The sequence below is a fragment of the Neorhizobium sp. T7_12 genome (genome assembly GCF_002968535.1).
Classification (GTDB): Bacteria; Pseudomonadota; Alphaproteobacteria; order Rhizobiales; family Rhizobiaceae; genus Neorhizobium; species Neorhizobium tomejilense.
Map to the genome: position 1 here is coordinate 292,804 of NZ_PVBK01000006.1, position 24,707 is coordinate 317,510.

At 61.4% G+C, this 24,707-nt stretch carries 26 protein-coding genes; 13 read left to right on the forward strand and 13 right to left on the reverse strand.

The window, feature by feature from the left end; translation table 11 throughout:
* Position 1: 1 nt before the first annotated feature.
* Genes C5J26_RS16545 through C5J26_RS16565 form a run of 5 tightly spaced genes read right to left on the reverse strand, consistent with a single transcriptional unit; the run spans position 2 to position 5,343 of the window.
* A complete protein-coding gene (locus tag C5J26_RS16545; RefSeq protein WP_105402740.1) occupies positions 2-979 on the reverse strand; it encodes an ABC transporter ATP-binding protein in 978 nt (325 codons plus the stop codon).
* Positions 976-1,947, reverse strand: coding sequence for an ABC transporter ATP-binding protein (locus C5J26_RS16550; RefSeq protein ID WP_105402741.1), 972 nt, complete (start codon positions 1,945-1,947; stop codon positions 976-978). Before C5J26_RS16550 ends, C5J26_RS16545 begins: the two co-directional genes overlap by 4 nt.
* A complete protein-coding gene (locus C5J26_RS16555; RefSeq protein WP_105402742.1) occupies positions 1,947-2,864 on the reverse strand; it encodes an ABC transporter permease in 918 nt (305 codons plus the stop codon). Before C5J26_RS16555 ends, C5J26_RS16550 begins: the two co-directional genes overlap by 1 nt.
* The gene (locus tag C5J26_RS16560; protein ID WP_105402743.1) at positions 2,861-3,781 is read right to left on the reverse strand and encodes an ABC transporter permease; all 921 of its coding nucleotides are present in this window, start codon (positions 3,779-3,781) and stop codon (positions 2,861-2,863) included. The genes C5J26_RS16555 and C5J26_RS16560 overlap by 4 nt, the downstream gene beginning before the upstream one ends.
* A 41-nt stretch (positions 3,782-3,822) precedes the next feature.
* A complete protein-coding gene (locus tag C5J26_RS16565) occupies positions 3,823-5,343 on the reverse strand; it encodes an ABC transporter substrate-binding protein (RefSeq protein ID WP_105402744.1) in 1,521 nt (506 codons plus the stop codon).
* A 211-nt stretch (positions 5,344-5,554) separates the two neighbouring features.
* On the opposite strand from C5J26_RS16565, the gene C5J26_RS16570 reads away from it, so the two are divergent.
* A complete protein-coding gene (locus C5J26_RS16570; protein ID WP_105402745.1) occupies positions 5,555-6,340 on the forward strand; it encodes an IclR family transcriptional regulator in 786 nt (261 codons plus the stop codon).
* Between the two features lie 72 nt (positions 6,341-6,412).
* Positions 6,413-7,135, forward strand: a complete 723-nt coding sequence (locus C5J26_RS16575) for a ribonuclease activity regulator RraA (RefSeq protein ID WP_105402746.1) — start codon at positions 6,413-6,415, stop codon at positions 7,133-7,135.
* A 165-nt stretch (positions 7,136-7,300) separates the two neighbouring features.
* On the opposite strand, the gene C5J26_RS16580 is transcribed toward C5J26_RS16575, so the two are convergent.
* Positions 7,301-8,419: a LacI family DNA-binding transcriptional regulator gene (locus tag C5J26_RS16580; RefSeq protein ID WP_105402747.1), complete on the reverse strand. Its 1,119-nt coding sequence runs from the start codon at positions 8,417-8,419 to the stop codon at positions 7,301-7,303.
* A gap of 168 nt (positions 8,420-8,587) precedes the next feature.
* Here C5J26_RS16580 and C5J26_RS16585 point away from each other — a divergent pair, with 168 nt between their 5' ends.
* From C5J26_RS16585 to C5J26_RS16605, 5 genes are all read left to right on the forward strand, one after another.
* Positions 8,588-9,736 carry an NAD(P)/FAD-dependent oxidoreductase gene (locus C5J26_RS16585; protein WP_371681927.1) on the forward strand — a complete coding sequence of 383 codons (1,149 nt, stop codon included), beginning with the start codon at positions 8,588-8,590 and terminating at the stop codon, positions 9,734-9,736.
* A gap of 26 nt (positions 9,737-9,762) precedes the next feature.
* Positions 9,763-10,533 (forward strand): amino acid ABC transporter ATP-binding protein, encoded by a 771-nt coding sequence (locus C5J26_RS16590; protein ID WP_105402749.1) that lies wholly within the window; start codon positions 9,763-9,765, stop codon positions 10,531-10,533.
* A 97-nt stretch (positions 10,534-10,630) separates the two neighbouring features.
* On the forward strand, positions 10,631-11,476 hold the full coding sequence (locus tag C5J26_RS16595; protein WP_105402750.1) for a transporter substrate-binding domain-containing protein: 846 nt from the start codon (positions 10,631-10,633) through the stop codon (positions 11,474-11,476).
* Positions 11,477-11,550: 74 nt separating this feature from the next.
* The gene (locus tag C5J26_RS16600) at positions 11,551-12,210 is read left to right on the forward strand and encodes an amino acid ABC transporter permease (protein ID WP_206051194.1); all 660 of its coding nucleotides are present in this window, start codon (positions 11,551-11,553) and stop codon (positions 12,208-12,210) included.
* A 3-nt stretch (positions 12,211-12,213) separates the two neighbouring features.
* Positions 12,214-12,936: an amino acid ABC transporter permease gene (locus tag C5J26_RS16605; RefSeq protein WP_105402752.1), complete on the forward strand. Its 723-nt coding sequence runs from the start codon at positions 12,214-12,216 to the stop codon at positions 12,934-12,936.
* Positions 12,937-13,036: 100 nt separating this feature from the next.
* Here C5J26_RS16605 and C5J26_RS16610 read toward each other — a convergent pair whose 3' ends face one another.
* From C5J26_RS16610 to C5J26_RS16640, 7 genes are all read right to left on the reverse strand, one after another.
* Entirely contained in the window at positions 13,037-13,678 is a 642-nt protein-coding gene (locus C5J26_RS16610) for a CDP-alcohol phosphatidyltransferase family protein (RefSeq protein ID WP_105402753.1), read from the reverse strand.
* Positions 13,675-14,070, reverse strand: coding sequence for a hypothetical protein (locus C5J26_RS16615; protein ID WP_105402754.1), 396 nt, complete (start codon positions 14,068-14,070; stop codon positions 13,675-13,677). Before C5J26_RS16615 ends, C5J26_RS16610 begins: the two co-directional genes overlap by 4 nt.
* Positions 14,070-15,017 carry a phosphatidate cytidylyltransferase gene (locus C5J26_RS16620; protein ID WP_046632174.1) on the reverse strand — a complete coding sequence of 316 codons (948 nt, stop codon included), beginning with the start codon at positions 15,015-15,017 and terminating at the stop codon, positions 14,070-14,072. Before C5J26_RS16620 ends, C5J26_RS16615 begins: the two co-directional genes overlap by 1 nt.
* Entirely contained in the window at positions 15,014-15,658 is a 645-nt protein-coding gene (locus tag C5J26_RS16625) for a lysophospholipid acyltransferase family protein (RefSeq protein ID WP_105402755.1), read from the reverse strand. Before C5J26_RS16625 ends, C5J26_RS16620 begins: the two co-directional genes overlap by 4 nt.
* Before the next feature lie 226 nt (positions 15,659-15,884).
* The gene (locus tag C5J26_RS16630) at positions 15,885-16,646 is read right to left on the reverse strand and encodes an amino acid ABC transporter ATP-binding protein (protein ID WP_105402756.1); all 762 of its coding nucleotides are present in this window, start codon (positions 16,644-16,646) and stop codon (positions 15,885-15,887) included.
* Complete coding sequence (locus C5J26_RS16635; protein ID WP_105402806.1) at positions 16,643-17,323, reverse strand: amino acid ABC transporter permease; 681 nt, start codon at positions 17,321-17,323, stop codon at positions 16,643-16,645. The genes C5J26_RS16630 and C5J26_RS16635 overlap by 4 nt, the downstream gene beginning before the upstream one ends.
* 76 nt (positions 17,324-17,399) lie before the next feature.
* Entirely contained in the window at positions 17,400-18,173 is a 774-nt protein-coding gene (locus tag C5J26_RS16640; RefSeq protein WP_105402757.1) for an amino acid ABC transporter substrate-binding protein, read from the reverse strand.
* 370 nt (positions 18,174-18,543) lie between these two features.
* On the opposite strand from C5J26_RS16640, the gene C5J26_RS16645 reads away from it, so the two are divergent.
* The 6 genes from C5J26_RS16645 to C5J26_RS16670 all read left to right on the forward strand — a co-directional run bounded on the left by C5J26_RS16645 (position 18,544) and on the right by C5J26_RS16670 (position 24,705).
* Positions 18,544-19,302: an IclR family transcriptional regulator gene (locus tag C5J26_RS16645; protein WP_245441188.1), complete on the forward strand. Its 759-nt coding sequence runs from the start codon at positions 18,544-18,546 to the stop codon at positions 19,300-19,302.
* Between the two features lie 5 nt (positions 19,303-19,307).
* Complete coding sequence (locus tag C5J26_RS16650; RefSeq protein ID WP_245441189.1) at positions 19,308-21,017, forward strand: hypothetical protein; 1,710 nt, start codon at positions 19,308-19,310, stop codon at positions 21,015-21,017.
* Positions 21,014-21,736, forward strand: a complete 723-nt coding sequence (locus C5J26_RS16655) for a hypothetical protein (RefSeq protein WP_105402759.1) — start codon at positions 21,014-21,016, stop codon at positions 21,734-21,736. The genes C5J26_RS16650 and C5J26_RS16655 overlap by 4 nt, the downstream gene beginning before the upstream one ends.
* Complete coding sequence (locus C5J26_RS16660) at positions 21,733-22,704, forward strand: dipeptidase (protein WP_105402760.1); 972 nt, start codon at positions 21,733-21,735, stop codon at positions 22,702-22,704. Before C5J26_RS16655 ends, C5J26_RS16660 begins: the two co-directional genes overlap by 4 nt.
* A gap of 14 nt (positions 22,705-22,718) precedes the next feature.
* The gene (locus C5J26_RS16665) at positions 22,719-23,759 is read left to right on the forward strand and encodes an ABC transporter substrate-binding protein (protein ID WP_105402761.1); all 1,041 of its coding nucleotides are present in this window, start codon (positions 22,719-22,721) and stop codon (positions 23,757-23,759) included.
* A gap of 97 nt (positions 23,760-23,856) precedes the next feature.
* Positions 23,857-24,705 carry an ABC transporter permease gene (locus C5J26_RS16670; RefSeq protein ID WP_105402762.1) on the forward strand — a complete coding sequence of 283 codons (849 nt, stop codon included), beginning with the start codon at positions 23,857-23,859 and terminating at the stop codon, positions 24,703-24,705.
* Positions 24,706-24,707 lie beyond the last annotated feature (2 nt).

A 24,707-nucleotide genomic window follows, 5' to 3' on the forward strand; every position in this document is an offset into this window, starting at 1 on the left:
GTCAACGCGTGGTTTCGGGATCTGCATGGTGGCAGGCCGTCAGCAACCCCGGGGCAGCCGTTCTTGCCGTCAGGCCAGGCTCCTGTTCGGCGCAGATCGAAGTGGCCTTCCAGCACCTCGTCCGAAATCGGCATCCGCTCGGCGGATTGGCAGGGCTTGGAAGATCGCCTTCCAGCACGATGCGCTTGCGATGTCCGCGAAGCCTTGGGTCCGGCGTCGGAACAGCCGACATCAGGGCCTGCGTATAGGGGTGTGCCGGCGCGCTGAAGATCGATTGCTTCGGCCCGGTCTCGATGATCTTGCCGAGATACATGACCATCACTCGATCCGAGACGTGCCGCACGACGGCAAGGTCGTGCGCGACGAAAAGCATCGCCAGATTGCGCTCGCGCCTCAGCCTGGCGAGCAGATTGACGACCTGGGCCTGAACCGAGACGTCGAGGGCGGAGACCGGTTCGTCGCAGACGAGGAGCGTCGGGTTGAGTGTCAGGGCGCGCGCGATTCCAAGCCGCTGCCGCTGGCCGCCTGAAAATTCCGAAGGATAGCGGTCCGCATGTTCCGCACGCAACCCCACGGATTCAAGCAGCTTGACCGTCTCTTCCCGCCAGCGGGCCTTTGGCACGGCGCCGGGATGCAGCGCCCACGGTTCGGAGATCAGCCGGTCGATCCGCATGCGCGGGTTCAGCGACTGGTAGGGGTCCTGGAAGACGACCTGCATCTTGCGGCGCAACTCATGCAGCTCCCGTCTGCTCGCTTTGGTGATTTCCACGCCATCGAGAACGGCGCTGCCGCTGGTCGCCGGCCCGAGCTTCAGGAGCGCCCTGACCAGGGAAGTCTTGCCGCAACCGCTTTCGCCGACAAGGCCGAGCGTCTCTCCGCGGGCGATCTCGAAGCTGACGTCGTCGACTGCGCGCACGGGCGTCGCGCCGCTGCCAAAGTGCCGGGAAAGGTTTTCGACTTTGAGAAGAGGCTGGTTCATGCTGGTGATACCGGGAAATGGCAGGCGGCCTGGCGGCCCGGCCCCACGGTTTCAAGGGGAGGGATGACCTCGGCGCAGAGCCCTTCGGCGCGCGGACAGCGCGTCCTGAACGCGCAGCCTGAAGGAAGGGCGACGGGATTGGGCGCCGAACCGGGGATCGGCACCAGTTCGTCGTCATCGGTATCCAGGCGCGGCTGCGAGGCAAGCAGGCCGACGCTGTAGGGATGTCGCGCATCTTCGAAAAGTTCGAAGACATTTGCGGTCTCGACGATCCGGCCGGCATACATGACGGCCACGCGGTCCGCGAGTTCGGCTACCACACCCAGATCGTGGGTGATGAAGATCATTCCGGCATCGCTGCGTTTACGGATTGTCGCCAGAAGATCAACCACCTGCGCCTGGATCGTGACGTCGAGCGCCGTCGTCGGCTCGTCGGCGATGATGACATCCGGTTCGAGTGCTACGGCCATGGCGATCATGATGCGCTGGCGCATGCCACCGGAAAATTCGTGCGGATATTGCCGCGCCCGACGTTCAGGATCGGGAATGCCGATTGCGGTCAGGAGGTCGATCACGGCCTTCTCGACGCCGCCTTCGGGGTTGCGGCCGTGGATGCGGTACATCTCCGCGATCTGCCAGCCGACGGGATAGACGGGATTGAGCGCCGCAAGCGCATCCTGGAAGATGAGGGCGATCCGGCTGCCGCACAGATCCCGCCGCTCTTTGCGCGAAAGCTGCAGCAGTTCCGCCCCGTCGAAGCGGATCGATCCCCGGTCGATCGCGCCCGGAGGATTGGGAACGAGGTCCATGATGGCAGATGCAGTCACGGACTTGCCGGAGCCGCTTTCGCCAAGAAGGGCCAGGACTTCACCGCGTTCCAGCGAGAAAGAGACGCCATTGAGTGCGAATATGCGGCCGGACGCCGTATCAAAACTGACTTGCAGATCCTCGACTTCGAGAAGAGCCATCAGCGCCTCCGGCTTACAAGGCGCCAGTGCTGCGACGGGTCGTTGACGATCCGGAACCAGTTGGCGAGAAGGTTGAAGGACATGGTGGTGAGCATGACCGCGAGGCCGGGGAAAAAGCCGAGCCACCAGGCAGACGACAGATAGCCCTGGCCCTGGGCGACCATCAGCCCCCAGCTTACCGAAGGCGGCTGGATGCCGAGGCCGAGATAGCTCAGCCCGGATTCGAACAACATGACCATGGCGAGATTGACCGAGGCGAGCGTCAGCATGGTGGGTGCGACGCTGGGGAGGATGTGGGTGCGCAGGATCCAGGTCGGTCCCCCGCCGAAGACGCGCGCGGCATCGACGAAAAGTCGTTCGCGGACCTCGAGCGTTTCTGCCCTTGCGACGCGGATATAGGCCGGCATGCGGGTGATGGCGAGCACGATCACGAGGTTGCTGACGCTCGGACCGAACAGGTAGAGGCCGAAGAGTGCCACCAGCAGGGTCGGGAAACCGAGGATGATATCGCAGATCCGCATGATGAGGTTTCCGACGATGCCGCCGAAATATCCGGCGATCACGCCCAGCAGCGTTCCGCCGATCAGGCTTGTCAGCACGGTCACCACGGCGATGCCGATCGTCGTCGAAGCCGCCTGGATGAGGCGAACGAGGAGCGGCCGTCCGAGTGCGTCGGCACCCAGCCATAAGGTCCAGGACTGGCCGAAGTCGAACGGCGGCAGGTTGCGTGCCTTCAGCGAAATGCGGTTGTCGCCCAGGAGCGACAGCGAATCGGTGAAGATGGCGAGCACGACGATCAGCAGCCAGATCGCCGCGGCGACGGCCATCGGGTCACCCGCGAGCGCACGCAGGAGCCAGAAGATGCGGGGGCTACGGCGCTCGCGGGCCGGGAGGAATTCGGCGGATGTGTCGGTCATTCGATCCTCACGCGCGGATCGATCGAGGCATAGAGCATGTCGACCAGAATGTTGATGACGAAGATCACGACCGCGACGGCAAAGATCGATGCCTGGACGATCGCGAAGTCGCGTTTCAGAATGCCGTCGATCAGGAGTTTGCCGATGCCGGGAAACCCGAAGACCACCTCGACGACGCCGCCACCGCCGGCGAACTGGGCGGCAAGGTCGCCGGTCACCGTGACTGCGGGAAGGAGAGCATTGCGGAGCGCGTGCACGAAGGTGACCCGTCCGTCACGCGCGCCCTTGGCCCGCGCCGTCCGGACGAAAGTCGCATTCAGCGCCTCAATCATCGAGCCGCGGACGATCTGCACCAGAGTTCCGAAAGGCCGGGCAAACAGGCAGGCGACGGGCAGCACCCAGTAAATCGGGCCGCCGAAGCCTGACGTCGGCAGAATGCGGAAGGTGACCGCAAACAGAAGCACGCCCATCAGGCCGAGCCAGAAATCCGGCACGCTTGCGGCTGCCTGCGACAGGACATTGACGCCCCGGTCGATCCAGCCGCCGGCATTCACGGCAGCAATGGATCCCATGACGATCGCGGCGGTGAAGGCCAGAGCCAAGGCGATGGCGCCAAGTGCCAGCGTGTTCGGCAGCGCCTCCAGCACCACGTCCATGGCCGGGCGATTGTGCCAGAGAGACATTCCGAAATCGAGGCTGAGAATATCCCAGGCCCAATCGAAGAACTGGGCCAGGAGCGAGCGATCGAGCCCAAGACGGATGCGCATGGCGTCGCGCGCCGCCTCCGAAGCGTCGACAGGCAAGTAGAGATTGACGGGATCGCCCGTCAAGCGCACGAGGAAGAAGGCGGATGTCATCAGTGCCGCAAGCGCGAGCGCCGCGAAGGCCGCACGTTTCAGGAAATAGGTGAAGGACATCCGCTCTCCTCAAGCGACATACAAGCCGTCGGCCGGGCAGATCAACGGTAGCTGATCGACTTCAGCTTGATCTCGTTGCCGGCCTGCACATCAGGCGTATAGTTCACATTCTTGGCGACACGGGCGATCGTGACCATGTGAAAGAGCGGTGCGATGTTGACCGCATCGACGGCGATGTACCTGAACGCCTGTTGGAACAGCTTCTTGCGCTCGTCGCCGGTTGCCTTCGAGCCGTCGGTAATCAGCTTGTCGAGGCCGGCGTCGGTGATGGTCGATTGGTTGCCATCGGTGGTAAAGCGGTTCGGCAGCGTGAACACGGCATCGCCCTCGGCATTGTCGATCTGCGTCTGCAGGATCGAGGGCGGGCGATCCTTGTTCCACGGTTTCAGCAGCCGCTTCAGCCACGGGCTTGTCTCGAGCATTTCAAGCCGGGCGTTGAAACCGGCATCCGCCAGCATGGCCTGAATGGCCTCCAGGCTTTCGGAGGAGTTCGGATAGATGCCGATGCGGCCGTAGATGACGATCTCCTTGTCGACCGGCACGCCATCCGCCTTGGCGGCTGCAAGCAGGGACTTCGCCTTTTCCGGATCGTAGGTCCAAACGGGAATGTCCGGATTGAAGCCGAAGACCGATGGTGGCACGACCTGCATCGCCTTTTGAGCGTCCTTGTGGAAGATCGTTCCGATGAGGCCATCCCTGTCGATCGCGAGGTTGAGGGCTTCGCGAACGCGCTTGTCGTTGAGGGGTGCGATCTGCGCATCGATCCTCAACAGCGAGGTTTCGGCGTTTGGGAAGGCGTGATCCTGTCCGGTGGTGCCGTCCTGGGGTGCAATTTCATAGGCGATCTGCGCTTCGCCGGTGTCGACCATCGCCGCCCGCACCGCGGACTCGGCGCGCCAGATGATCGTCGCGTTGGGAATTGCCGGCTTGTCGCCCCAATAGCCTTCATAGGCCACCAGACCGACGGACTGGCCGGGTGTCCACGCGACCAGCTTGTAAGGTCCGGTTCCAGCTGGGTTGCGCGTCTTGGTGTCACCCGGGGTTGCCGGCGAACCGATGTCCAGGGCGGACAGCTTGTTCGGCAGGATTGGCTCGACGACGTCCGTCCTTATGAGGAGGGTCGTCGGGTTCACGGCTTCTGCATTGAGTTTGAGGCCCTTCAGGGTGGCAAGTCCCACTTCGCAGGCGAGCGCCGGATCCTGGGCCCGCTTCAGAGCCGCGATAACCGCATTCGCATCGAACGCCTTGCCGTCGTGGAAGGTCACGCCTTGGCGCAGCTTGAACTCCCAGGTCAGGCTATCGACCTGCCGCCAGCTGGTGGCGAGGCTCGGGACGACAGAACCATCCTTGGGGCTGAGATTGACGAGCGCTTCGGTGATGTTGTTGTGCAGAATGCGTGAATTGCCCGAGAGGTCCGTGTCGCAAGGGTCGAGCGATTTCGGCTCGTCCGTCACCACGACCGTCAGCTTGTCCGGGGCCGCACGAGCGGGAATTGCGACGCCTGCCGCCAACGATATTGCAAGCCCCATGCTCAACGCATGGATACCCGTGATCTTCTTCATGAAAGCCCTCCTCCAAATCCAAACGAGCCGCATACGGCGCCTCGGTGATCTCTTCCTCAAAGTCATCCGGGTCCGCGGGGACAACCCGCGCTCAAATGGCTTTACTTCCTCCTGCAAGTGCGTAGTGTCAAATGTGACACTTGCGACGCCAACATGCTCGTTCAATCTCAAGAAGTCAAGGCAGTCAATCCGTATATGGAATTTGAAGTTCATGAGTGAACCAAAGCATGGGTCCCCGATGGTGGAAAAGACGGCGCATCTGCTTGAGGCGGTTGCGGATGCGCGGACCGGAATTTCGCTCGGCGCATTGGTCGATCAGCTCGGAGTGCCTCGTTCGACCGTCTATCGCATCCTCAATTCACTGACCGCACATGGGCTTGTGGCTCGGGTAAACGGCGGGGCCTCCTACGAGCTGGGGCCGAAATTCGTGCAGCTTGCGCGGCGTATTTCGCCCGGTGCGGATAGGGTGACGCTGATCGAGGCTGCGAGGCCTGTTCTGGCTGCCGCGGCCGACAGGATCTACGAATCCTTCAGGCTGGCGGCGCCCGAAGGCAATGAAATGATGACGATATTTGCGGCCCCCAGCCCCGGGGACTACGCCCTGTTCATCAAGGTCGGCGGTCGTTCGCGCAAGCATGTCGGTGCGGCCGGCAAACTTGCTCTGGCCTATTCCGACTACAACGAGATCGAGGTCTACTGCGCCGGCGGGCTGGAGGCTCGGACGCCATATACGATCACCGATCCTGAGACGTTGAAGGAAGCGCTCGCTGAAATTCGCCGCAGCGGAAGTGCGGAGGACAACCAGGAATCGAACCTTGGCCTGCGAGCTTTCGCAGCTCCCATATTCGATTCAGCAAGTCGTCTGGTCGCCACCGTCAGCGTGCCGTTCATCGGCGAGGCGACGCCGGAGCGCGCTCGATCAATCAGGCGCGAGGTCCTCGACGCCGCTGCCATGGTGATGAAGGCTATCAATGGCGCTCATCCAATGTCCAAATAAGAAGCAAGAAATTCTTTATTGAACTATCATGCCGTTATGCTAGACCTCGCAGCCGGACAAACGGAGGTTATCATGACGGCGTTGGACCCATCGGTTTACGTAAAGCTTTTGCGGACAAATTCGGCGACCCTGAGCAGCTTGCTGCTGAAACGTGGGCTCAGGAACACCGCGGTTCGCGGTGTGCGGCCGCTGGCCGCCGCCGAGAAACCTATGATCGGCCCGGCCGTCACCGTTCGCTACATTCCCGCCCGGGAGGATATCGACGGCTCGACCTACAGTTCCGATCCGTCCAATCAGCAGCGCAAGGCGATCGACACGATACCCGAGGGGCACGTCCTTGTGTTCGATTGCCGCTCGCTGGCGGAGATTGCCGGGATTGGCGCGATGCTGGCCCGGCGCCTTGTCTACCGCGGATGCGCTGGCCTTGTGCTGGATGGCGGCGTTCGAGATACGGCCGATATCGCCCAGCTCGGGCTCCCGACCTACTGCATGGGGCCGGCGGCTCCGGCCAATCTGGTTGCCCACCATGCTTCCGACATGAATCAGCCGATCGCCTGCGGTGGTGTTGCGGTTTATCCCGACGACATCATCTTCGGCGACAGCGAGGCTGTCATCGTCATCCCCCGGCAATATGTGAACGAGATCGCTGACGAGGCCGTCGCAATGGAGGAGCAGGAGGAGTTCCTGAAGCTGGAGATCGAGTCGGGCAAATCGACACTTGGCGTCTATCCGCCAAACACGGAAACGCTCGAGCGGTTCGAGGCCTGGCGCAGGGCTCGCATCGAGGCCGTTTGACGCCTGTCACCGCCAGCGTTCGGCGAGTTCGGCCCTGCAGCTCGCTTGGGCGTGGAATCTTCATCTACGGCGACGCGCTGTGGCCCCCAACGCGGCAACGGTTCGATTCCCGCGCCGCTCGAACCCGCCTACGATTGAAGTCAACGGCAATTCCAGCAACCTGAATCAACCGATTTTCGCGGCAGTGTTCTGAAGAACGGTGCGGCTCTCCGGGAGCTCCGGCGGAGCTCCTATGGATTGTCGTTTGATGAGTGTGGTCGCCAGCACCCGGCAGCGTGGCGCATCGCCGATGCCGGTAATGCGCCGGACGAGGATCCGCGCGCTTTCGAAGCCGAGGTCGTAGACCGGCTGGGCGATCACCGTAATCGGCGGGCTGGTCACGCTTGTCCAATCGGCATCGTGGAAAGCGATCAGCGACAGGTCTTGAGGGATGGACATGCCCAGTCTGCGCAGGGTCTTGAACACTTCAAGCGCCACCACGTTATCCGACGCGAGTATGGCAGTTGGCCTGTCGGCGCCCTGAAGCAATTCGGAAATGATCTTGTCACCCTCGCCGCGGCGGTTGGCACCGAGCCGGATGTAGCGCTCCGGATGCTCGATACCGGCAGACCGGCTCGCCGCGACAACGCCTTCTATTCTCTCCATCACCGTACTCAGATTGATCTGGTGCGGTCCCCGGTAGATCGGGTCGTCCGACTCCGTGGCTGAGATGTAGGCGATGCGGCGATGGCCGGCTTCGATCAGGGCTCGTGTGGCGGCCTCGGCCGCCTGTCGGTCGTCCGTAACGACGGCATCGACTGCAAGACCCGGAACGGTCCGGTCCAGAAGGACGAGGGGTCGACCGGATCGCTGGACCTCGTGCAGGTGCTGTGTCTCATATACCGAGGCCGGAGTAACGATCAATCCATCCACGCGCTTGCCCAGCAAGACGCGCACGGCCGCCTTTTCCTTGGCGGCATCCTCGCCGGAATTGGACAGGATGACATCGAATCCGGCTGCGTGCGCCGCATCGCTGATCCCGCGCACGGCCTGGCCGAAATACGGATTTTCGATATCGCCGACGATGACCCCGATCGTCTTCGACTTTCCGGTCGTCATGCTGCGCGCAAGCTCGTTGGCCTGATAGCCAAGCTTTCTTGCGGCTTCGCGAACCTTCTCCTTCACGACGGGGCTCGCTGTCCCGTAGCTGCCGAGAACGCGTGCGGCGGTCGCCTTGGATACACCTGCGCTCTGCGCAACGTCCGAGATGGTGACAAGCCGCTTTGACGTCGTTCTCTTCATCATGTTCCGTGACATAGGCTGAGAAAAAAACGGCGTCAAGAAAATCACACCATTGACATGTGAGACCGGTCTCAAATACGATTGATACCGGTCTCATTAGGAAATACGGGCGCTTTTACGCCTCGGATGGACGAAGCCCCCTACGATAATCCAGGACGAAGGAACATGCAGTTGACAACCTCTTCCTCCAGCCAGCGGATCGCCGTCATCGGTGGCGGTATTTTCGGTGTTTCCTCGGCGGTTCATCTGGCCCGGCTGGGCGCGCAGGTCATCCTAGTCACGGAAGGGGCGTTCGCCAGCGGCGCGTCCGGTCGGTCGCTGGCATGGCTCAATTCGGCACGTTTCCGTTCCGCCGAATATCACCGTCTTCGGGTCGCCGGCATCGATCGCTACCGGACACTGGCAAGCCGCAATGAAGGCGCTGCCTGGCTGCGCTTCGACGGTGGCTTGACATGGGATGCGGACGATGCGGCGAACCGGATTGCGGAAACCTTCGCTCACGAGCAATCGATCGGTTATGACTGCCAGCTTCTTGCCGCAACAGAAGTGGTGAAGGTCACGCCCGGTATCAATGTGGCTGCGGTTTCGCCTCAGGGCGCGATTTTCAATCCCGGTGAGGGCTGGGTGGACCTGCCTTCCCTGATCGATATCCTCCTTCAGGAATTCAAGGCGCTTGGCGGCCAGGCCGTCGCCCATGCCGGAAAGGCGAGCGTCGACATCAAGGGTGGTCGGCCAGCCGGGGTCTCGACTACAAATGGAACGTATGTAAAGGCGGACGCAGTTCTCGTCGCCACCGGCGCGGCCGTGCCTGACATGGCAAAACAGGCGGGCCATGCCATTGCCGATGGAACTCCGATCGCCCTTCTTGTCAAATCGAAGCCTTTCAGGCCTGCCGTCCGCGCCGTCCTCAATACACCGAACGTGGCGCTGCGCCCGACGCCGGATGGCGCGGTCGTCTGCGATTCCGCATGGTCGGAGGAAGAGCTCAATCGCCGCTCCGACGGAACCCATGACGTGAAGGAAGAGACGCTTCGTCGTCTCCTTCTGGAAGCCTCGAACGTGCTCGAGGGTAGCCCCGCGCTTGAACTGGAAAGCTATCACTGCGGGCCGAAGCCCGTGCCGGGTGACGGGGAACCGGTGATCGGCCCGCTCGAGGGCATTCCGGATTATTTCGTCGCCTTCAGCCATAGCGGCGCAACACTCGGGCTGATTGCCGGTGAGCTCATCGCGCGGGAAATCGTGACGGGGGAGGCGAGCCCTCTGCTTGCGAATTTCCGGCCGGCCCGTTTCGCCCGGAAAAGCCAGGCCTTGGCATCGTAAGCCGAGCTGCAGGGAGGAGATTGCAGATGACGGCGAAGGAGAAGAATTCGGAGATGGTCGATCTCGAAGTTGCCGTCGAATTGTCCGGCGTCGACAAATGGTTCTCCATCCTCCAGGTGCTGCACGACGTCAACCTTACCGTCAGGTGTGGTGAAAAGGTGGTCGTTTGCGGTCCCTCGGGTTCCGGCAAGTCCACCATGATCCGTTGCATCAATTACCTGGAAAAGCACCAGAAGGGCCGCATCGTCGTCAACGGTACGGAGCTGACGGACAACAGGAAGGTTATCGACCGCGTCCGGCAGGATGTCGGCATGGTGTTTCAGAACTTCAATCTCTATCCGCATCTCACCGTGCTCGAGAACTGCACGCTGGCTCCCCGCTGGGTAAAGGGGGTTGCGAGAAAGGATGCCGAGGCTGTAGCGCGCGCCTATCTGGAGCGGGTGCGGATTCCGGACAAAGCCGATTTCTATCCAAGCCAGTTGTCCGGCGGACAACAGCAGCGCGCGGCGATCGCCCGATCGCTCTGCATGAACCCGAAGATCATGCTGTTCGACGAACCGACCTCGGCTCTCGATCCGGAGCTCGTGCGCGAGGTGCTGGACACGATGGCGCAGCTGGCGAGCGACGGCATGACCATGGTGTGCGTCACACATGAAATGGGTTTCGCGCGGCAGGTGGCGGACAGGGTGGTGTTCATGGACGCGGGCAGGATCATCGAGACAGCGCCGCCCGAGGAGTTCTTCAGCAATCCGAGGGAAAGCCGGACAAAGGCATTTCTCAGCCAGATACTGCACTAGCGGGTCTGATTTTCTGCATCCGGACCGGTTGCGGCAAAAAGCATACGGACGGGCAAACGTTCGATGGCAAAACAATGAAACAAAGGGAACGACTGTCATGTACATATCCATCTGCATGCTTCGCCGCACGGCCGTAGCTTTCGGCGCGCTTGCCGTCCTTGCGTTTGCGCCGCTGCCCGCTTCGGCTCAGACCGTGCCTAAGGCGATCAAGGATGCCGGCGTGATCCGCATCGGCGTCAAATGCGACTCTCCTCCATTCGGGGCATCCGGCACCGACGGCAAGCCGGCCGGCATCGAGATCGAGATGGCGAAGCAAATCGGCATTGCCGCCTTCGGGGCAGCCGAAAAGGCGGAATTGAGTTGCGTGGCGACGGACGCCCGCATTCCCTCCCTGACGGGCGGAAAGATCGACCTGATCATTGCGACGCTCGGCAAGACGCCGTCGCGCGAACAGGTGATCGATTATTCCGATATCTACTACTGGGGCAGCAGCCGGGTGATCGTACCGAAGGACAGCAAGGTCCAGAAGCTGGCCGATCTCGACGGCAAGTCGATGCTCATCATCAAGGGCGGCTCGCAGCTGAAGTGGTTGAAGGAACGCATTCCGAGCCTGGAATTCGTCCAGCTCAACACCAATGCCGACAATCTGCAGGCCCTGCAGCAGGGTCGCGCCGACGGCTATGTGGGCGATGCGATCACGATCGCGACGCTTGCGGCCAATTATCCGGAATTCCGCACGCTGGAAGAGCCCGTCGATCTCGGCTTCAATGGCGTCGGCGTCCGCAAGGGTGAGGACGAACTCAAGGCTTTCGTCAATGGTGTGGTCAAGAAGCTGAAGAACGAGAAATTTTACTCAAAGACAGTGCCGACCTTCGTCAAGGATCCCGTCGTCGCGGCGGAAATGGTAAAATCCTTCGAAACGGATCCGCCGGCCGTAAAGTGAGCGAACCCGGTCCTGACGGTTTCGACCGCCAGGACCGCCCATGTTCACCGGTATTTTCGAGCAGGATGTCGCCCATGGACTTTGCCTATATTCTCGACGCCCTGCCGGACCTGATGACCGGCCTCAAAATGACGCTGATCGTCAGCTTTCTCGCGATCGTCCTGTCCTTCCTTATCGGCCTGCTGGGCGCGGTGTTGCGGACGGGCGGGATCAAGCCCCTGCAATATGCTGTCACGGCCTATGTCGAATTCATTCGCGGCACGCCCTACCTCGTGCAGATCTTCTTCATCTTTTATGGCCTTCCGAGCCTGGGGTTGCGCTTCAGCATCTTCTGGTCCGGGGTCATTGCTCTCACGGCCTGGGCAAGTGCCTTTCAGATCGAAAATTTCCGGGCAGGGCTCGCGGCAGTCGGCAGGGGAATGCACGACGCTTCGGCGTCGCTCGGTCTCAAGCGATGGCAACATTCGGTATTCGTCCTCCTGCCTCTGGCGACCCGCGCCGCTCTGCCGTCGGCGATGAATACGATCGTGGCGACGGTGAAAAATTCCGCATACCTGCAGGCGATCGGCCTGGTGGAACTGACTTTTGTCGCCGTTGACCGGATCGCCTACGATTTCCGGGCAATGGAGATGTTCGCCTCGATTTGCGTGATTTATCTGATCTGCGTCTTCACCATTTCTGGCTTCGGCTACATGGTTGAACGGCGTCTCAGCCGACCTTTCGGCGGGAGGTAGACGATGCTGCTTCTGGAATTTCAGTCCTTCCTGTTGGACGGCCTCCTGAATACCCTGTTTCTCTCGTCGGTCATGATCGCGGGCGGCACGTTCTTCGCGGTGATCTTCGCCGCCGGTCTTTCCGCCCAATCGGCTTGGTTGAGAGGACCTGTCTACGGTCTCGTCGAATGCCTTCGCGACATTCCATTGATGGTCACGGTGCTGATGGTGTATTTCGTGCTGCCGCATGCAGGCCTGTCGTTCAATCCGTTCTGGTCGAGCGCGCTCAGCGTGTCGGTCTGGGGTGGGGCGAACGGCGCGCATATTATTCGCGCCGGTCTGCTGTCCGTGCCGAGCGGCCAGCGGGAAGCTGCCCTGTCATCCGGCCTGCGCGGCTGGAAAGGGTTGTTCCTGGTCATCGTCCCGCAGGCGATGCCTGTCATTCTGCCCCCTTACGTCAGCCTCGTCACCAGCCTCACCCAGGCGAGCTCTCTCGGCGCGGTCCTCGGTGTCAACGAACTGCTGCGCTCGGCGCAGATCCTCATCGAGCAGACGACCATCGCGCGCGGAGGAAGCCCGGCCTATCTGGTCTACGGCTCCATTCTTGTGGTGTATTTCGCTCTCTGCTGGTCGATCTCTGCCTTGGGCGCAAAGCTCGAGCGGCATTTCGCGAAACCATACCAGCGGACGAACGGCAAGACCGGGCTTGCAAGGCCGGCGGTGGCCCTGCAGATCAGCACGACCTGAACTGGTATCCTGTCCTTGATATGGGGCAGCCGAAATCTTCGGCTCACCCCCAGAAAAGCGACTTGGGCCGCTCGCCGCCATAGCCTGTTCCATGGCCCTTTCAGAGGGTTTTGAGGTGTAGGATCAAGGTCCTAGAGCGGCGAACTGCGGTGAGGGCTGCGCCGAGCGCGATGATGCCGAGACCAATCATCAGGACCTGATTGTAGCCGCCCCACAACGGCTCAAGCATGGATATCAATCCTGCTGCGGTGATCGTTGCCATCCGGTGTTGCTTGGCCATCGGGCCGGAGAAATCACTCGGATTGCCGGTGGCCCGGCCGAGTTCCCTGACATAAGCCGTCAATACGGCAAAGGCACCAGCGGCCCAGCCGAGGCCGGGCATGCCGATCCCATATCCAACGCCCGCGAAGATCAGGAGATCGGCGATGCGGTCCGGGAATTCGTTCCAGAACGGGCCGTCCGGTTCTCCCTTTCCGCCTTCGACGGCGACCATGCCGTCGAACAGATTGCAAAGCAGCCGGCCCTGGCAGCAAAGCACGGCCAGCAGCAGACAGGCAATGCGGCACCAACCGACCGTCTGTCCCGCCATATAGAAGGCGCCACCGGCAAGGGCCGCGGCGACCATGCTGGCCTGGGATATCTGGTTGGGGGTGATGGTTTTCGATGCCATCCATCGCGCGATCGAGCCTGCCCAGCGGGTGTTGCGGCTTGCCAGCGGCCGCCTGTCGCCTGTCTCGGTCATGTCCCGGCACCTCGTCTTGCGGAGATCGAATAATTGTAGATCGCGGCGTAGCTCGTCGATACCAGAAGCGGAACCGCGACGGTCTTGAGGATTTCCGGTGTGCCGCTCGCCGCATGGATCGCGACGAGAACGGCGGTCGAGCCGAGGCAGGCAATGAGCGGCGGCGCCCATAACCGGGTCATGCCGTCAAAGCGCTTCGAAAGTCCGTCGATCACCGATTTCAGGAAAAGTGTCAGGCAGGCGGACATCACGCCCTGCACCAGACCGGAATAAAGCGGTCTTGGCATTGCATAGTCGCGATTGGCAAAGACAGCCCAGCCGCCCATGGCAAGAAACGCGAACAGCACATGCACCGTCCCGCTGCGTGCAAGCCGCTTCAGCGCATCCGGCATCACAGCGACCACCAGTAGCGCACGATATGGAAGAAGATCGGCGCCGAGAACACGACGGAATCCAGCCTGTCGATCAGGCCGCCATGACCTTCGATGAGATTGCCCCAGTCCTTGATGCCGCGGTCCCTTTTGATCGCCGACATCACCAGGCCGCCGAAGAAACCCATCAGCGTGATGATGAAGGCGAGCAGCCCTGCCTGAACAGGCGTGAACGGGGTGATCCACCAGAGGGCAGCACCGATCAGAGTGGCGCTGATGACGCCGCCGACAAAGCCCTCGACGGTCTTGGATGGCGACAGTTTCGGTGCGATCTTGGTGCGCCCGAACAGCTTGCCCCACACATATTGCAGCACGTCGCTCAACTGGACGACGATCACCAGGAAGGCGATCAGCAGTACGTTGCGGCCGTCGTAGCCCGGTATGTTCAAGGTCAGCAGCGCCGGGACGTGCGAGGCGCAGAAGACGCAGATCATCAATGCCCACTGCACCTCCGCAATACGGATCAGGAAACGCTCCGTATCGCCCCTGAGCACCGATATGATCGGCATCAGCAGGAACGCATAGACCGGAATGAAGATCGAGAAGATGCCGTATTGTTCCGCCCAGAGCAGATAGTATTGAACCGGCACCACGACGAAAAAGGCGGCCGCCAGTGCCCAGTGGTCGGCCCTGCGGGTGTTGATGAGGGTCACAAATTCCCTGAGCGCGGCAAAAGAGCAAAAACCGAATAGAACGAGAACCCCGATGCGGCCCGCCACGAAAGCGATGCCGATCAGGATAACCATGATCCACCAGGCCTTGATCCGGGCGTTGAGGTTTTCGATTGCCGCGTTCGAACCGTTTGGCGAGAGGCGCTGCTGCAGCACGTAACCAATGGCCGATGCAAGAATAAGCACGCCGAATATGCCGGCCACCAGCGTCAAGAGATCGGAACTCGCGGCACTCATTCACCACTCCCTGCAGGCTTGGGGGACAGAGCTAGAAGAGCCGTCTGCATGCGTTCAAGGAAAGTGTCCTTGGCCTCATCCTGTGCCAAGCGCAGGGCGCTGCCGAAGGTGACGGTGCAGATCAGCGGTATCGGGACGATCTCACCCTTTGGCATGACCCGGTTGAGATTGTTGATCCAGACCGGGACCAATTCTATGTCGGGGCGTGCCGCCGCCAGATGAAAAATGCCGCTCTTGAACGGAAGGAGAGGGGCATCGGACTGGTTGCGGGTGCCTTCCGGAAAGAGGATCAGCGACGAACCGGCGTCGATCGCCGCGGCCATTTGTGTGACGGGATCCTCAGTCCTCTGGTCTCGCTCCCTGGCGATCAGAACCGCATTGAAAACGTCACGGCCGATAAAACGGTTAAGCCGCGATTTCAGCCAGTATTCAGCGCCGGCAACCGGACGAGCCTGACGACGGAGCCTTGGCGGCAACACCGTCCAGACCAGAACGAAGTCACCGTGGCTGGAATGGTTGGCGAAATAAACGCAAGGGCGGGTGGGCAGGCCTTCCTCAGGCCAGATGGCGCGAACCGCCGTGACCGCGCGGGCAAATACGACGATCGCCGCCGCCGCGGCCTTTGTTATAAAAGCCTTCATTCGTCCCCCGGTCGACGTGAGCGATAGCGCTGATCGAACTCTAGCATTGTCACAATCGGAAGAAAGGGACTTTGGAACATTCCAGCGAAAAACAGCACCAATGCCGTCGCGCGCTTTACCTTTGAACAACCTCGGTGACCCGGCCACCGGAAATCACCCGGATTCGGCATCCGTCGGCGTGTAGAAGCGCAGGCCCGGCGCCCACGTTCGGCGGGAAGAACGGCGCTTAGATATGCGTCGTCTGCGCCGCGTTGATCGATGAGATGAAGCTCTTCGTGCGTTCCTGTTTCGGATCACCAAAGATCGCTTGCGCTCTGCCGGACTCGACCACTTTTCCGCTCTCGAGGAAAACCACGTGATTGGCAATCCGCGAGGCAAGCCGCAGATCGTGCGTCGCCATCACCATCGTCGTACCTTCAGCTGCGAGCCGTCCGAGCACATCGATGACCTCGGCGGAAAGTTCGGGATCGAGAGCCGAGGTCGGTTCGTCGCAGAGAAGAACCCGGGGCGAAGGTGCCAGCGCCCGGGCGATCGCAACCCTTTGCTGCTGCCCGCCGGAAAGCTCTGATGGCCAGGCGTCGGTCTTATGCGCCATTCCCACCTTGGTGAGCAGTTCGCTGGCGCGGCTATAGGCCTTTTCGCGCGGCCATTTGAGAACCGTCATCAGCCCTTCCATGACATTCTCGATCGCTGTGCGATGCGGAAAGAGCTGGAAGTTCTGGAAGACCATGCCGGTCTGGCGGCGGATTTTCTGGATCGACTTCCAGCCGATCTTCATGCCGGGCTCGAAGTCGAGCTTTTCATCGCCGATGCGGACTGAGCCGGCGGTCGGGATCTCCAGGAGGTTGATGCAGCGCAGCAGCGTGCTCTTGCCGCCGCCCGAGGGGCCGATGAGCGCAGTGACGCTTCCCTCGCGGATGCCGAGGCTGATGTCCTTCAGGATGATCGCGTCGCCAAACCGCTTTTCGATGTTGGAAAGCTCGATCATCGGTTTGACTCCATCATGCCGCCATAACGGGCGAAACGCTTTTCAAGCCTGTTCTGCAAAGACGACAGCACCGAGCTCAGGACGAGATAGATCAGGGCCGCCTCGATATAGAGGATCAGCGGTTCATAGGTCGTGGCGACGATCCGCTGGGCTGCCTGGAAAAGCTCCGGCACAGTGATCGCCGCGGCAAGCGAGGTATCCTTGACCAGCGAAATGAAGGTATTCGAAAGCGGCGGCACGGCGACGCGCGCGGCCTGCGGCAGGATGGTGCGGCTCATCGCCTGGCGCCACGACATGCCGATCGAATAGGCCGCTTCCCACTGCCCCTTCGGGACCGAGGAGATGACGGCGCGGATAATCTCGGAACTATAGGCGCCGACATTCAGGGTAAAGCCGATCAGCGCCGCCGGGAATGCATCGAGCAGGATGCCGATGCTCGGCAGGCCGTAGAAGATCACGAAAAGCTGCACAAGAAGCGGCGTGCCGCGGATCACCCAGACGTAAAACCGGGCGATCAGCGCAAGCGGTGCCGGGCCGAAGAGCCGCGTCACCGCCGTGATCAGGCCGAGGATGAGCCCGAACAGGAAGGACAGCAATGTCAGCGGAACCGTAAAGCGGATGCCCGCCCATAGGAGGGTCGGAAGTGAATCCGACATCAGTTGAAGCCAGTGCGGCACGATGTGATCCTCAAAATGAGGCGTCCGGCGCAGGCGCCGGACGCTGGATTCATGCATTCAGGAACGCCCTGGCAGCCTATTTCGAGACGTCCTGTCCGAAATACTTGTCCGAGATCTTCTGATAGGTGCCGTCGGCCTTGATGTCCGCCAGGGCCTTGTTGATCGCGCCAAGCAGTTCCGGTTCGCCCTTGCGGATGATGATGCCGGAATAATCGGCATTGTCCTGCTGCGCTGCGATCTTTACCGGCGCGTCGGGTTTCTGCTTCTTGAAATCCAGGAAGGAGAGGCTGTCATTGATCGTCGCGTCGGCGCGGCGTGTCAGCACAAGCTGGATCGACTGGTCGAAACCGTCCGTACCCACAAGCTCGGCGCCCGACTGCTGGGCGATCTTCCCGAAGTTGCTGGTCAGCGACTGGGCGGATTTCTTGCCCTTGAGATCGGCAAAGCCCTTGATGTCGCTATTGTCCTGGCGAACGATCAGCACTGCCTTGGAGGCGATGTAGGGCTCGGAGAAATCGTATTTCTGCTTGCGGGCTTCGGTGATGCCGACCTGGTTGATGACGGCATCGTAACGCTTGGCGTCGAGGCCGGCGATAAGGCCGTCCCACTTTCCTTCCAAAAACTCGACCTTGACGCCGATTTTCGCGGCAACGGCTTGCCCGATCTCCACGTCGAAACCGACGAGCTTGCCGCTTGGGTCATGGAAGGTGAATGGCGCGTAGGTCCCTTCCGTGCCGATCTTGACGACACCGGAGGATTTGATGGCAGCGAGATTTTCGCCGGCGAGGGACGGCGTAAGGGCCGCCGCGTGAATAAGGGCCGCCGCGATAATGGTTTTCAGCCGGAACATTTAGGTCATCCTTTCAGCAGTGCTTGCTGGCGACTAGATGACAGAAAATAGGACGCGGCGATTGAAAGAAAACCGCAAATAAAGCCGGCAAATGCGAATATTTTGCTCACATACGGGAGCGCCTCTATCCCTTCCCCAAGATAGCGACGGGTGGTAGCCAACCGACAGCCACGACTTCCGTCTTCGCACGTAGATGCACGTCACGGCTGTGGATTTACGCCACTCGACCGTGTCGATGCCTGTGGCGCACTGAATTCAACGCAAAAAATTCCAAACATCCTGAACCCCTTAGCGATGAACGTGCCGTTTTCGCGCGCGCTCGCCTCCGACGCGATTGACATAAATCAATGACGGCCAGATTATATTCAACATGGATACAATATATTCAAATAGAATACAAGAGGAAAGCGGCGGCGTCCGCCCACTCTCCACGGTCCTGAAGACCATGGCGGTGCTGGACGTGCTGGCATCGAGCGCCCGCGGCATGAAACTGCCCGAGATCGCGTCGGCCATGGCGTTGTCGCGACCAACCGCCTACCAGCGGCTGCTCACGTTGATCGAAGCCGGCTGGGTCGAGCAGGATCAGGAGATGCGCTACCGGCTTTCGATGCATGCCTGCCGGCTTGCCGCGGCGGCCATGGAGCAGGCGAATCTCGGAACGCGGGTTCAGCCGATCATCGAAATGCTGGTCCATCGAGTGAAGGAGACGGCTTCGCTGGCGGTGCTCGATCGCGGACTGCCTTGCATAGTCTCGCGTGTCGAATCCCAAAGCGTGCTGCGTGCGGAACAGAAGATCGGCACGACCATGTCACTCGAAGGTTCCGCATCCGGCCGCATCCTGACCGCTTTCGCGGACGAACTGACACTGGCCCGCCTGACGGAAAGCGGCGAGCCGCTCGCTTCGGAGGAGCTCCTGGGCGAAGCGCGCGCGAACGGTTACGCCTTGTCGAGCGGCTATACCCATAGCGGCGTCGTCGCCATCGCCGCGCCGATCTTCGATCTCCACGGCAAGTGCACGTCGACGATCTCGCTGGTCATGCCGGAAATGCGCTTCGACCTCGAAAGCTTCCGAGAGCCGCTTCTCGAAACCGCCCGCACCATTACGAAAATGCAGCAGGGAGAACGTTGACGGTCATGACCGCGACTTCCGAACAGGTGGCAACGCCCCGACCGCGCCCGAGCCATGAGGTGATGAAGACCTCACGGCTGGCGGCAATCCAGCCGAGCCGGCTCAGCGGCACCCGCGCCTTCATGAACAAGATGATCCGCGAGCGCTGGGACATCTCCAACGTCCTTTTCAACGTGGATGGAAACGCCGAAGGAACCGTCGTTTACTCCATCAAGGCGCCTGACCAGGAATTCTCCTTCATCGGCTTTTCCCGTCCGCCGAGCCGCACGGCTCGTACCGGCCGTATCATCGGCCAGGCCTGGGACATGATGGGCGCACTGATCGAAGGGCCGGCGACCGAAGTCGAGATCGAAACGGCGCGGCGGGAAATCCCCAAGCTCTATACCGGCCGGGCGACCGCAGGAACGCTCATCTGGTGCCGCTCGAACCGCTCGATGCGGGTCTTCGACCAGACGCTCGAAGCGCTTGCCGAAGGCCGTCAGCCCTCCGTCGCCGATCTTTCCAAGGTCTGTTACCTGATGCGCAATACCGGCCTCGACGGCAACGGCACGTTCGGAACGCGCTCCTTTCCGTCGCTCGGTGCCCGTCATGCGCTCGGTAATGTCCTGCAGGCCCAGTTGCTGACCGCCTACCTGATGCGGGAATTCTCCTGCGACCTCGTCGAGCATCTGGCGGCCAAGAAATCGGAGACCGCCGTGCGTCTCGACCCGCAGCTTCGCCGCTATATCGGCGTCGGCAATGGTTCGGCGCTCGGCCTTATCTTCTTCGTCCACAAACATCCGCGCCTGATCGACGGGCTTCTGTCCGCGCGCGAAGCCGCGATTGCGATGGCCCGCGCGCTGAAGCTCGATGGGTCGGATCTCCGCATCGCCAGGCTGCTCGGACTTCTCCGCCAGGCAATCCTGTTCCGCAAACAGGACCGGATGGTCTACGAGACATTTGCTTCCAGCGCCGAAGTGGCGTCCGACCTCGAAAAGGTCGTGGCAGCACTCGAAGAATTCCGCCGCAGCGGAACGGTGTTTGGCCGTGCCACGGATTTCCCGCTTGACGTGTTTGCCGCCGAATTCGAAGCCCACCTCATTCCGGAAGCCTTCGAGACTTTCCTGTCGTTGCTGATCGAACTGGTGCCGGAACAAGCCGACCGGCTGTTGTCAGCCATCGATGCTCCCGACGAATTCAGCATCTCACCGGCCGAGACGGTCGAACAACTGATGGCGCTTGTCGGGGATGAATATCGGTGGGCGCTCGACACCGACATGGCTGGCCCCGAGGCCTATAAATATGTCTGGTACAAGTCGGAGACGGCGGAGGAACCGCGCCGCGGCGCCCGGGAGGAGGTTCCCGATGCGCTCGACCTCGGCCTCGATGTCTGCGGCGGCATCCAATCCCTTTTTGCCGATCTCGGCAGCGCCGATGGTTCGCTCAGCACCGCCCGTTTCCTGATGAAACATCCCGAACACCGCTACATGGTGGCGCGCATTCAGAGCCTGCGCGGGCGGGACTATCACACGCCCCGCGCCAACATTAACGCGGAGGCTTTTGTGCCGATCGATCTCGTGCGGCTGATGAATGTCGGCATCCACGGCATCGACAAGACCCGTGACTTCCTGAACCGCAACCTGCGCGGCGTGCTCTATCACGGCGCACCGACCCCCGACGATCTGCGCGCCGGCTATACCGGCACTTGGTATTACCCGGCGGAGCCTGTTCTATGACATCCTCGCATTCATCTCCCTCCATGCGCGTCATGCCTCGCGAAATGCGGCTGATGTCGGAGAGGATCCTTTCGCTGAGCAGCCTGCCCAAAGGCTTCTTCCTGACAGTCGGCGACATTCCGATGTATTCGCAAAAGCTCGGCCTTGGCGGTTTCAAACTGCTCGAGCAGCGGTTCGAGAGCTTCAAGTCGGCGGCTCCCGCCCGTATCGCGATTGCTTCCGAAGCCGGCAACCGCATGACGCTCGATGCTTGCGGCGAACACGCATGGTTCGTGCTGCCGACGGCGATCGATCTTCTCGGTGAGCTGACAACCCGGTTCGGGTCGGTGGAGCTGACCGTCACAGGGGCCACGGATGCCGAGGAACTTGCGCTTGCCGCGCGTTTCGGCGGGCGGTCGGGGCTTTCGATCTCCGTGACCGGCAATGGCCTGAAGGCTGTTCCGGCAGCTGTCACCGGCGACGTTCGCAACGACGATCCTCTTCTCTGGTCGCTTCTGGAAAACGGCGCCGAGATCGAGAGCGACCTCTGGTGGCGCATCTATCACTTGGCGAAGCAGGCGCTTGCGACCGACAGCATCGTCTCGCGCCGCCATGCCGGGCCGATGATCGTCAACGAGGACGGCACCGTCATCGGCCGCAAGGACAATGACGACGAGACGGATGTCTCCTTCCTGTCGTCCAGCATTTCCGAACGTATGAAAGAGGGCGCGAGATCATGATCATCGACGGTTTGCAATGCGGGCATTTCGATCGCGCCGCCTTTGAATCCCTGAGGGCAGGGAATGTCGGCGGGGTCGTCAATACCTGCGGCTTCTGGGAGGGCACCGTCGATTCGATGGACTCGATCGGCCGCTGGCGCGACCTGGTGCGCGAAAACTCCGACATTGCCGAGATCGCCCTTACCGCAGGCGACATCACGCGCGTTTCCAGCGCGGCCAAGGTCGCGGTCATCATGGGTTTCCAGAACGCCAATCTCTTCGAAGGGCGGATCCGCTTCGTGGAGATGTTTGCCGAACTCGGCGTGCGCGTCGTGCAACTCACCTACAACAACCAGAACGAACTCGGCGGCTCCTGCTACGAGGCAGAGGATTCGGGCCTTGCCCGCTTCGGCAAGGAAGTGGTGCGCGAGATGAATGCCGCCGGCATTCTGGTCGACTGCAGCCATGTCGGCGACCGCACGACGCTCGATGCGATCAAGGTTTCCGAAAAGCCGATCGCCGTCACCCACGCCAACGCCCAGTCGCTGTTCTTCCACAAGCGCAACAAGTCGGACGACGTCATCCGGGCGCTGAAGGATACCGGCGGCGTGATCGGCTGCGCTGCCTATCGCAACATCACCGGCGACGACTTCTGCGCTTCGATCGAAGCCTGGTGCACGATGGTTGCCCGCACGGTGGATCTTGCCGGCATCGAGTCCGTCGCGATCGGCACCGACAAGAGCCACAATTTCACCGCTCCCGATTATGCGTGGATGCGCAAGGGGCGCTGGACCCGTGGCGAGGACTATGGCGCCAGCGCCCCCGGCAAGCCGCTCAAGGCCGCGCCGCCGGAATGGTTCCAGAAGGTCGAGGACATCAGGGTAATCCCGGACGGCCTGCGCGCCGTGGGCTTCTCGAAAGAAGAGGTCGCGAAGATCACCCACCAGAACTGGCTGCGGCTCTACGAAGCCACCTTCAGAAAATCATAAAGAGGAGAACTGCAATGACTGGAATGAAGACATTTCTCATGCCTGACCGCCGCCGTTTCCTGAAGACGGCCGGCGCTGCGGTCACCGCCTCGCTTGCCGCTCCCTATCTCGCTCGCGCGCAGGAAAAGATCCTCTACGTGAACACCTGGGGCGGTCCCTGGGAGGCTGCGGCAAAGGCGCATCTCATCGATCCCTTCACCGCAGAAACCGGCATTCAGGTCAAGACGGTTTCCCCGGTCTCGTTCGCCAAGCTCGCCCAGCAGGTGAAGACCGGCACCTACGAATTCGACGTCACCACGCTCGGCGGCGGCGAACTGGTGCGCGCCAACCAGGCCGGCATCATCGAAGAGCTGAAGGAACCCTACAAAGGCGGCCTCTTCGAAAACGGCGTCGCGTCACATGCGTTCGCCACCGTCATGGCCTGGCGCAAGGACAAATATAAGGACACTCCGAAGACCTGGGCCGATTTCTGGAACGTCGAGAAATTCCCCGGCGGGCGGTCGCTGCAGCGTTATGCGTCGCGCGTCATCCCGATCGCGCTTCTCGCCGACGGCGTCGCAGTCAAGGACCTCTATCCGCTCGATGTGGACCGGGCCTTCAAGTCGCTTGACAGGATCAAGCCGCATATCCGCGTCTGGTGGACTGCCGGCGCCCAATCGACGCAGATCCTGCGCGACGGAGAGATCGACATGATCGGCATCTGGCACGGCCGTTATTTCGAGGCCGAGAAGGCCAGCGCTCCGGTTGCCATGACCTGGAACCAGGGCGAGATCGAGCGCGCCTATTGGGTTGTCGCCAAGAAGACACCGAACCTCGAGAACGCCAGGAAATTCGTGGAGTTCGCAACCAGTGCCAAGCCGCTCGCCGGCTTCTCCAAGGCTGCGGACTACGGCGCGCTGAACCCGGCCTCCAACCAGTTCGTGGATCCGGCGGATGCCAAGCGCATGCCGACCTCGCCGGACAACTACAAGCTGACCTTCGAGCAGGACATGGCGAATCTGGGCATAGACCCGGCGGAGCTCGCCGAACGTTTCGAGGAGTGGGTCGCGAGCTGATCCGCTCTCCTGGATCAACTTGACCTGCTAGCCGGCATCGCGCGGAGCGACCGCGCGATGCCGCAACGACCCTGCCTGCCATGAAAAGGGAACGGCAATGGGCATCAGCCTTTCAAAACTGACGGAAAAGACGAACATCTGGCCCTGGCTGCTGCTGGCGCCGCTCGGCATCTACATGCTCGTCTTCTTCGCCGTGCCGCTTGCCGAAGTGGCGATCATGAGCTTCACCGAGCCGAAGGTCTCGCTTGCGAACTACCAGAAGGTCGTCACCGGCGCGCTTTACCAGCGCGTCTTCCTGAACACGTTCGTGACGGCCGCCTTCGTCACGCTCTGCTGCCTTCTGGTCGGTTATCCGCTGGCCTATCTGATGGCGCATTCAAAGCCGCGCACGGCAATGCTGATCTTGCTGCTCGTCACCATGAGCTTCTGGACCAGTTTCCTCGTCCGTACCTATTCGTGGATGGTTCTGCTCGGCAATAACGGTCCGCTGATCGCCTTCCTGCAGATGATCGGGGTCGACAAACCGCCGCAGCTTCTCTTCACCCGTTTTTCCTCGACGCTCGCCATGGTGCATATCCTGGCGCCCTACATGATCATGAACATCTATTCGGTGATGAAGAAGATCGACCCGGCGCTGATCCGCTCGGCGGAAAGCCTCGGCGCCAAGGGCTGGTCGCTGTTTAGGCATGTCTACCTGCCGCTGACGGCACCTGGTATCGCCAATGGTTCCGTCCTGGTCTTCGTCATCTGCCTCGGTTTCTACGTGACGCCGGTTCTGCTCGGCAGCCCGCGCGAGCAGATGGTCGCCGGTCTGATCGGCCACCAGATCGAGGAGTTCCTCGCCTTCGGTCTGGGCTCCGCCATGGCGATGATCCTGCTCGTGGTGACACTCATCATCCTCACCATTTATCACCGCCGTTTCGGCCTCGACAAACTCTGGGGGTGACC

Bases quoted from the DNA above. Each gene is read 5' to 3' on its own strand.
- C5J26_RS16545 (WP_105402740.1), bottom strand. From the start codon at position 979: ATGAACCAGCCTCTTCTCAAAGTCGAAAACCTTTCCCGGCACTTTGGC.
- C5J26_RS16550 (WP_105402741.1), bottom strand. From the start codon at position 1,947: ATGGCTCTTCTCGAAGTCGAGGATCTGCAAGTCAGTTTTGATACGGCG.
- C5J26_RS16555 (WP_105402742.1), bottom strand. From the start codon at position 2,864: ATGACCGACACATCCGCCGAATTCCTCCCGGCCCGCGAGCGCCGTAGC.
- C5J26_RS16560 (WP_105402743.1), bottom strand. From the start codon at position 3,781: ATGTCCTTCACCTATTTCCTGAAACGTGCGGCCTTCGCGGCGCTCGCG.
- C5J26_RS16565 (WP_105402744.1), bottom strand. From the start codon at position 5,343: ATGAAGAAGATCACGGGTATCCATGCGTTGAGCATGGGGCTTGCAATA.
- C5J26_RS16570 (WP_105402745.1), top strand. From the start codon at position 5,555: ATGAGTGAACCAAAGCATGGGTCCCCGATGGTGGAAAAGACGGCGCAT.
- C5J26_RS16575 (WP_105402746.1), top strand. From the start codon at position 6,413: ATGACGGCGTTGGACCCATCGGTTTACGTAAAGCTTTTGCGGACAAAT.
- C5J26_RS16580 (WP_105402747.1), bottom strand. From the start codon at position 8,419: ATGATGAAGAGAACGACGTCAAAGCGGCTTGTCACCATCTCGGACGTT.
- C5J26_RS16590 (WP_105402749.1), top strand. From the start codon at position 9,763: ATGACGGCGAAGGAGAAGAATTCGGAGATGGTCGATCTCGAAGTTGCC.
- C5J26_RS16595 (WP_105402750.1), top strand. From the start codon at position 10,631: ATGTACATATCCATCTGCATGCTTCGCCGCACGGCCGTAGCTTTCGGC.
- C5J26_RS16600 (WP_206051194.1), top strand. From the start codon at position 11,551: ATGGACTTTGCCTATATTCTCGACGCCCTGCCGGACCTGATGACCGGC.
- C5J26_RS16605 (WP_105402752.1), top strand. From the start codon at position 12,214: ATGCTGCTTCTGGAATTTCAGTCCTTCCTGTTGGACGGCCTCCTGAAT.
- C5J26_RS16610 (WP_105402753.1), bottom strand. From the start codon at position 13,678: ATGACCGAGACAGGCGACAGGCGGCCGCTGGCAAGCCGCAACACCCGC.
- C5J26_RS16615 (WP_105402754.1), bottom strand. From the start codon at position 14,070: ATGCCGGATGCGCTGAAGCGGCTTGCACGCAGCGGGACGGTGCATGTG.
- C5J26_RS16620 (WP_046632174.1), bottom strand. From the start codon at position 15,017: ATGAGTGCCGCGAGTTCCGATCTCTTGACGCTGGTGGCCGGCATATTC.
- C5J26_RS16625 (WP_105402755.1), bottom strand. From the start codon at position 15,658: ATGAAGGCTTTTATAACAAAGGCCGCGGCGGCGGCGATCGTCGTATTT.
- C5J26_RS16630 (WP_105402756.1), bottom strand. From the start codon at position 16,646: ATGATCGAGCTTTCCAACATCGAAAAGCGGTTTGGCGACGCGATCATC.
- C5J26_RS16640 (WP_105402757.1), bottom strand. From the start codon at position 18,173: ATGTTCCGGCTGAAAACCATTATCGCGGCGGCCCTTATTCACGCGGCG.
- C5J26_RS16645 (WP_245441188.1), top strand. From the start codon at position 18,544: ATGGATACAATATATTCAAATAGAATACAAGAGGAAAGCGGCGGCGTC.
- C5J26_RS16650 (WP_245441189.1), top strand. From the start codon at position 19,308: ATGACCGCGACTTCCGAACAGGTGGCAACGCCCCGACCGCGCCCGAGC.
- C5J26_RS16655 (WP_105402759.1), top strand. From the start codon at position 21,014: ATGACATCCTCGCATTCATCTCCCTCCATGCGCGTCATGCCTCGCGAA.
- C5J26_RS16660 (WP_105402760.1), top strand. From the start codon at position 21,733: ATGATCATCGACGGTTTGCAATGCGGGCATTTCGATCGCGCCGCCTTT.
- C5J26_RS16665 (WP_105402761.1), top strand. From the start codon at position 22,719: ATGACTGGAATGAAGACATTTCTCATGCCTGACCGCCGCCGTTTCCTG.
- C5J26_RS16670 (WP_105402762.1), top strand. From the start codon at position 23,857: ATGGGCATCAGCCTTTCAAAACTGACGGAAAAGACGAACATCTGGCCC.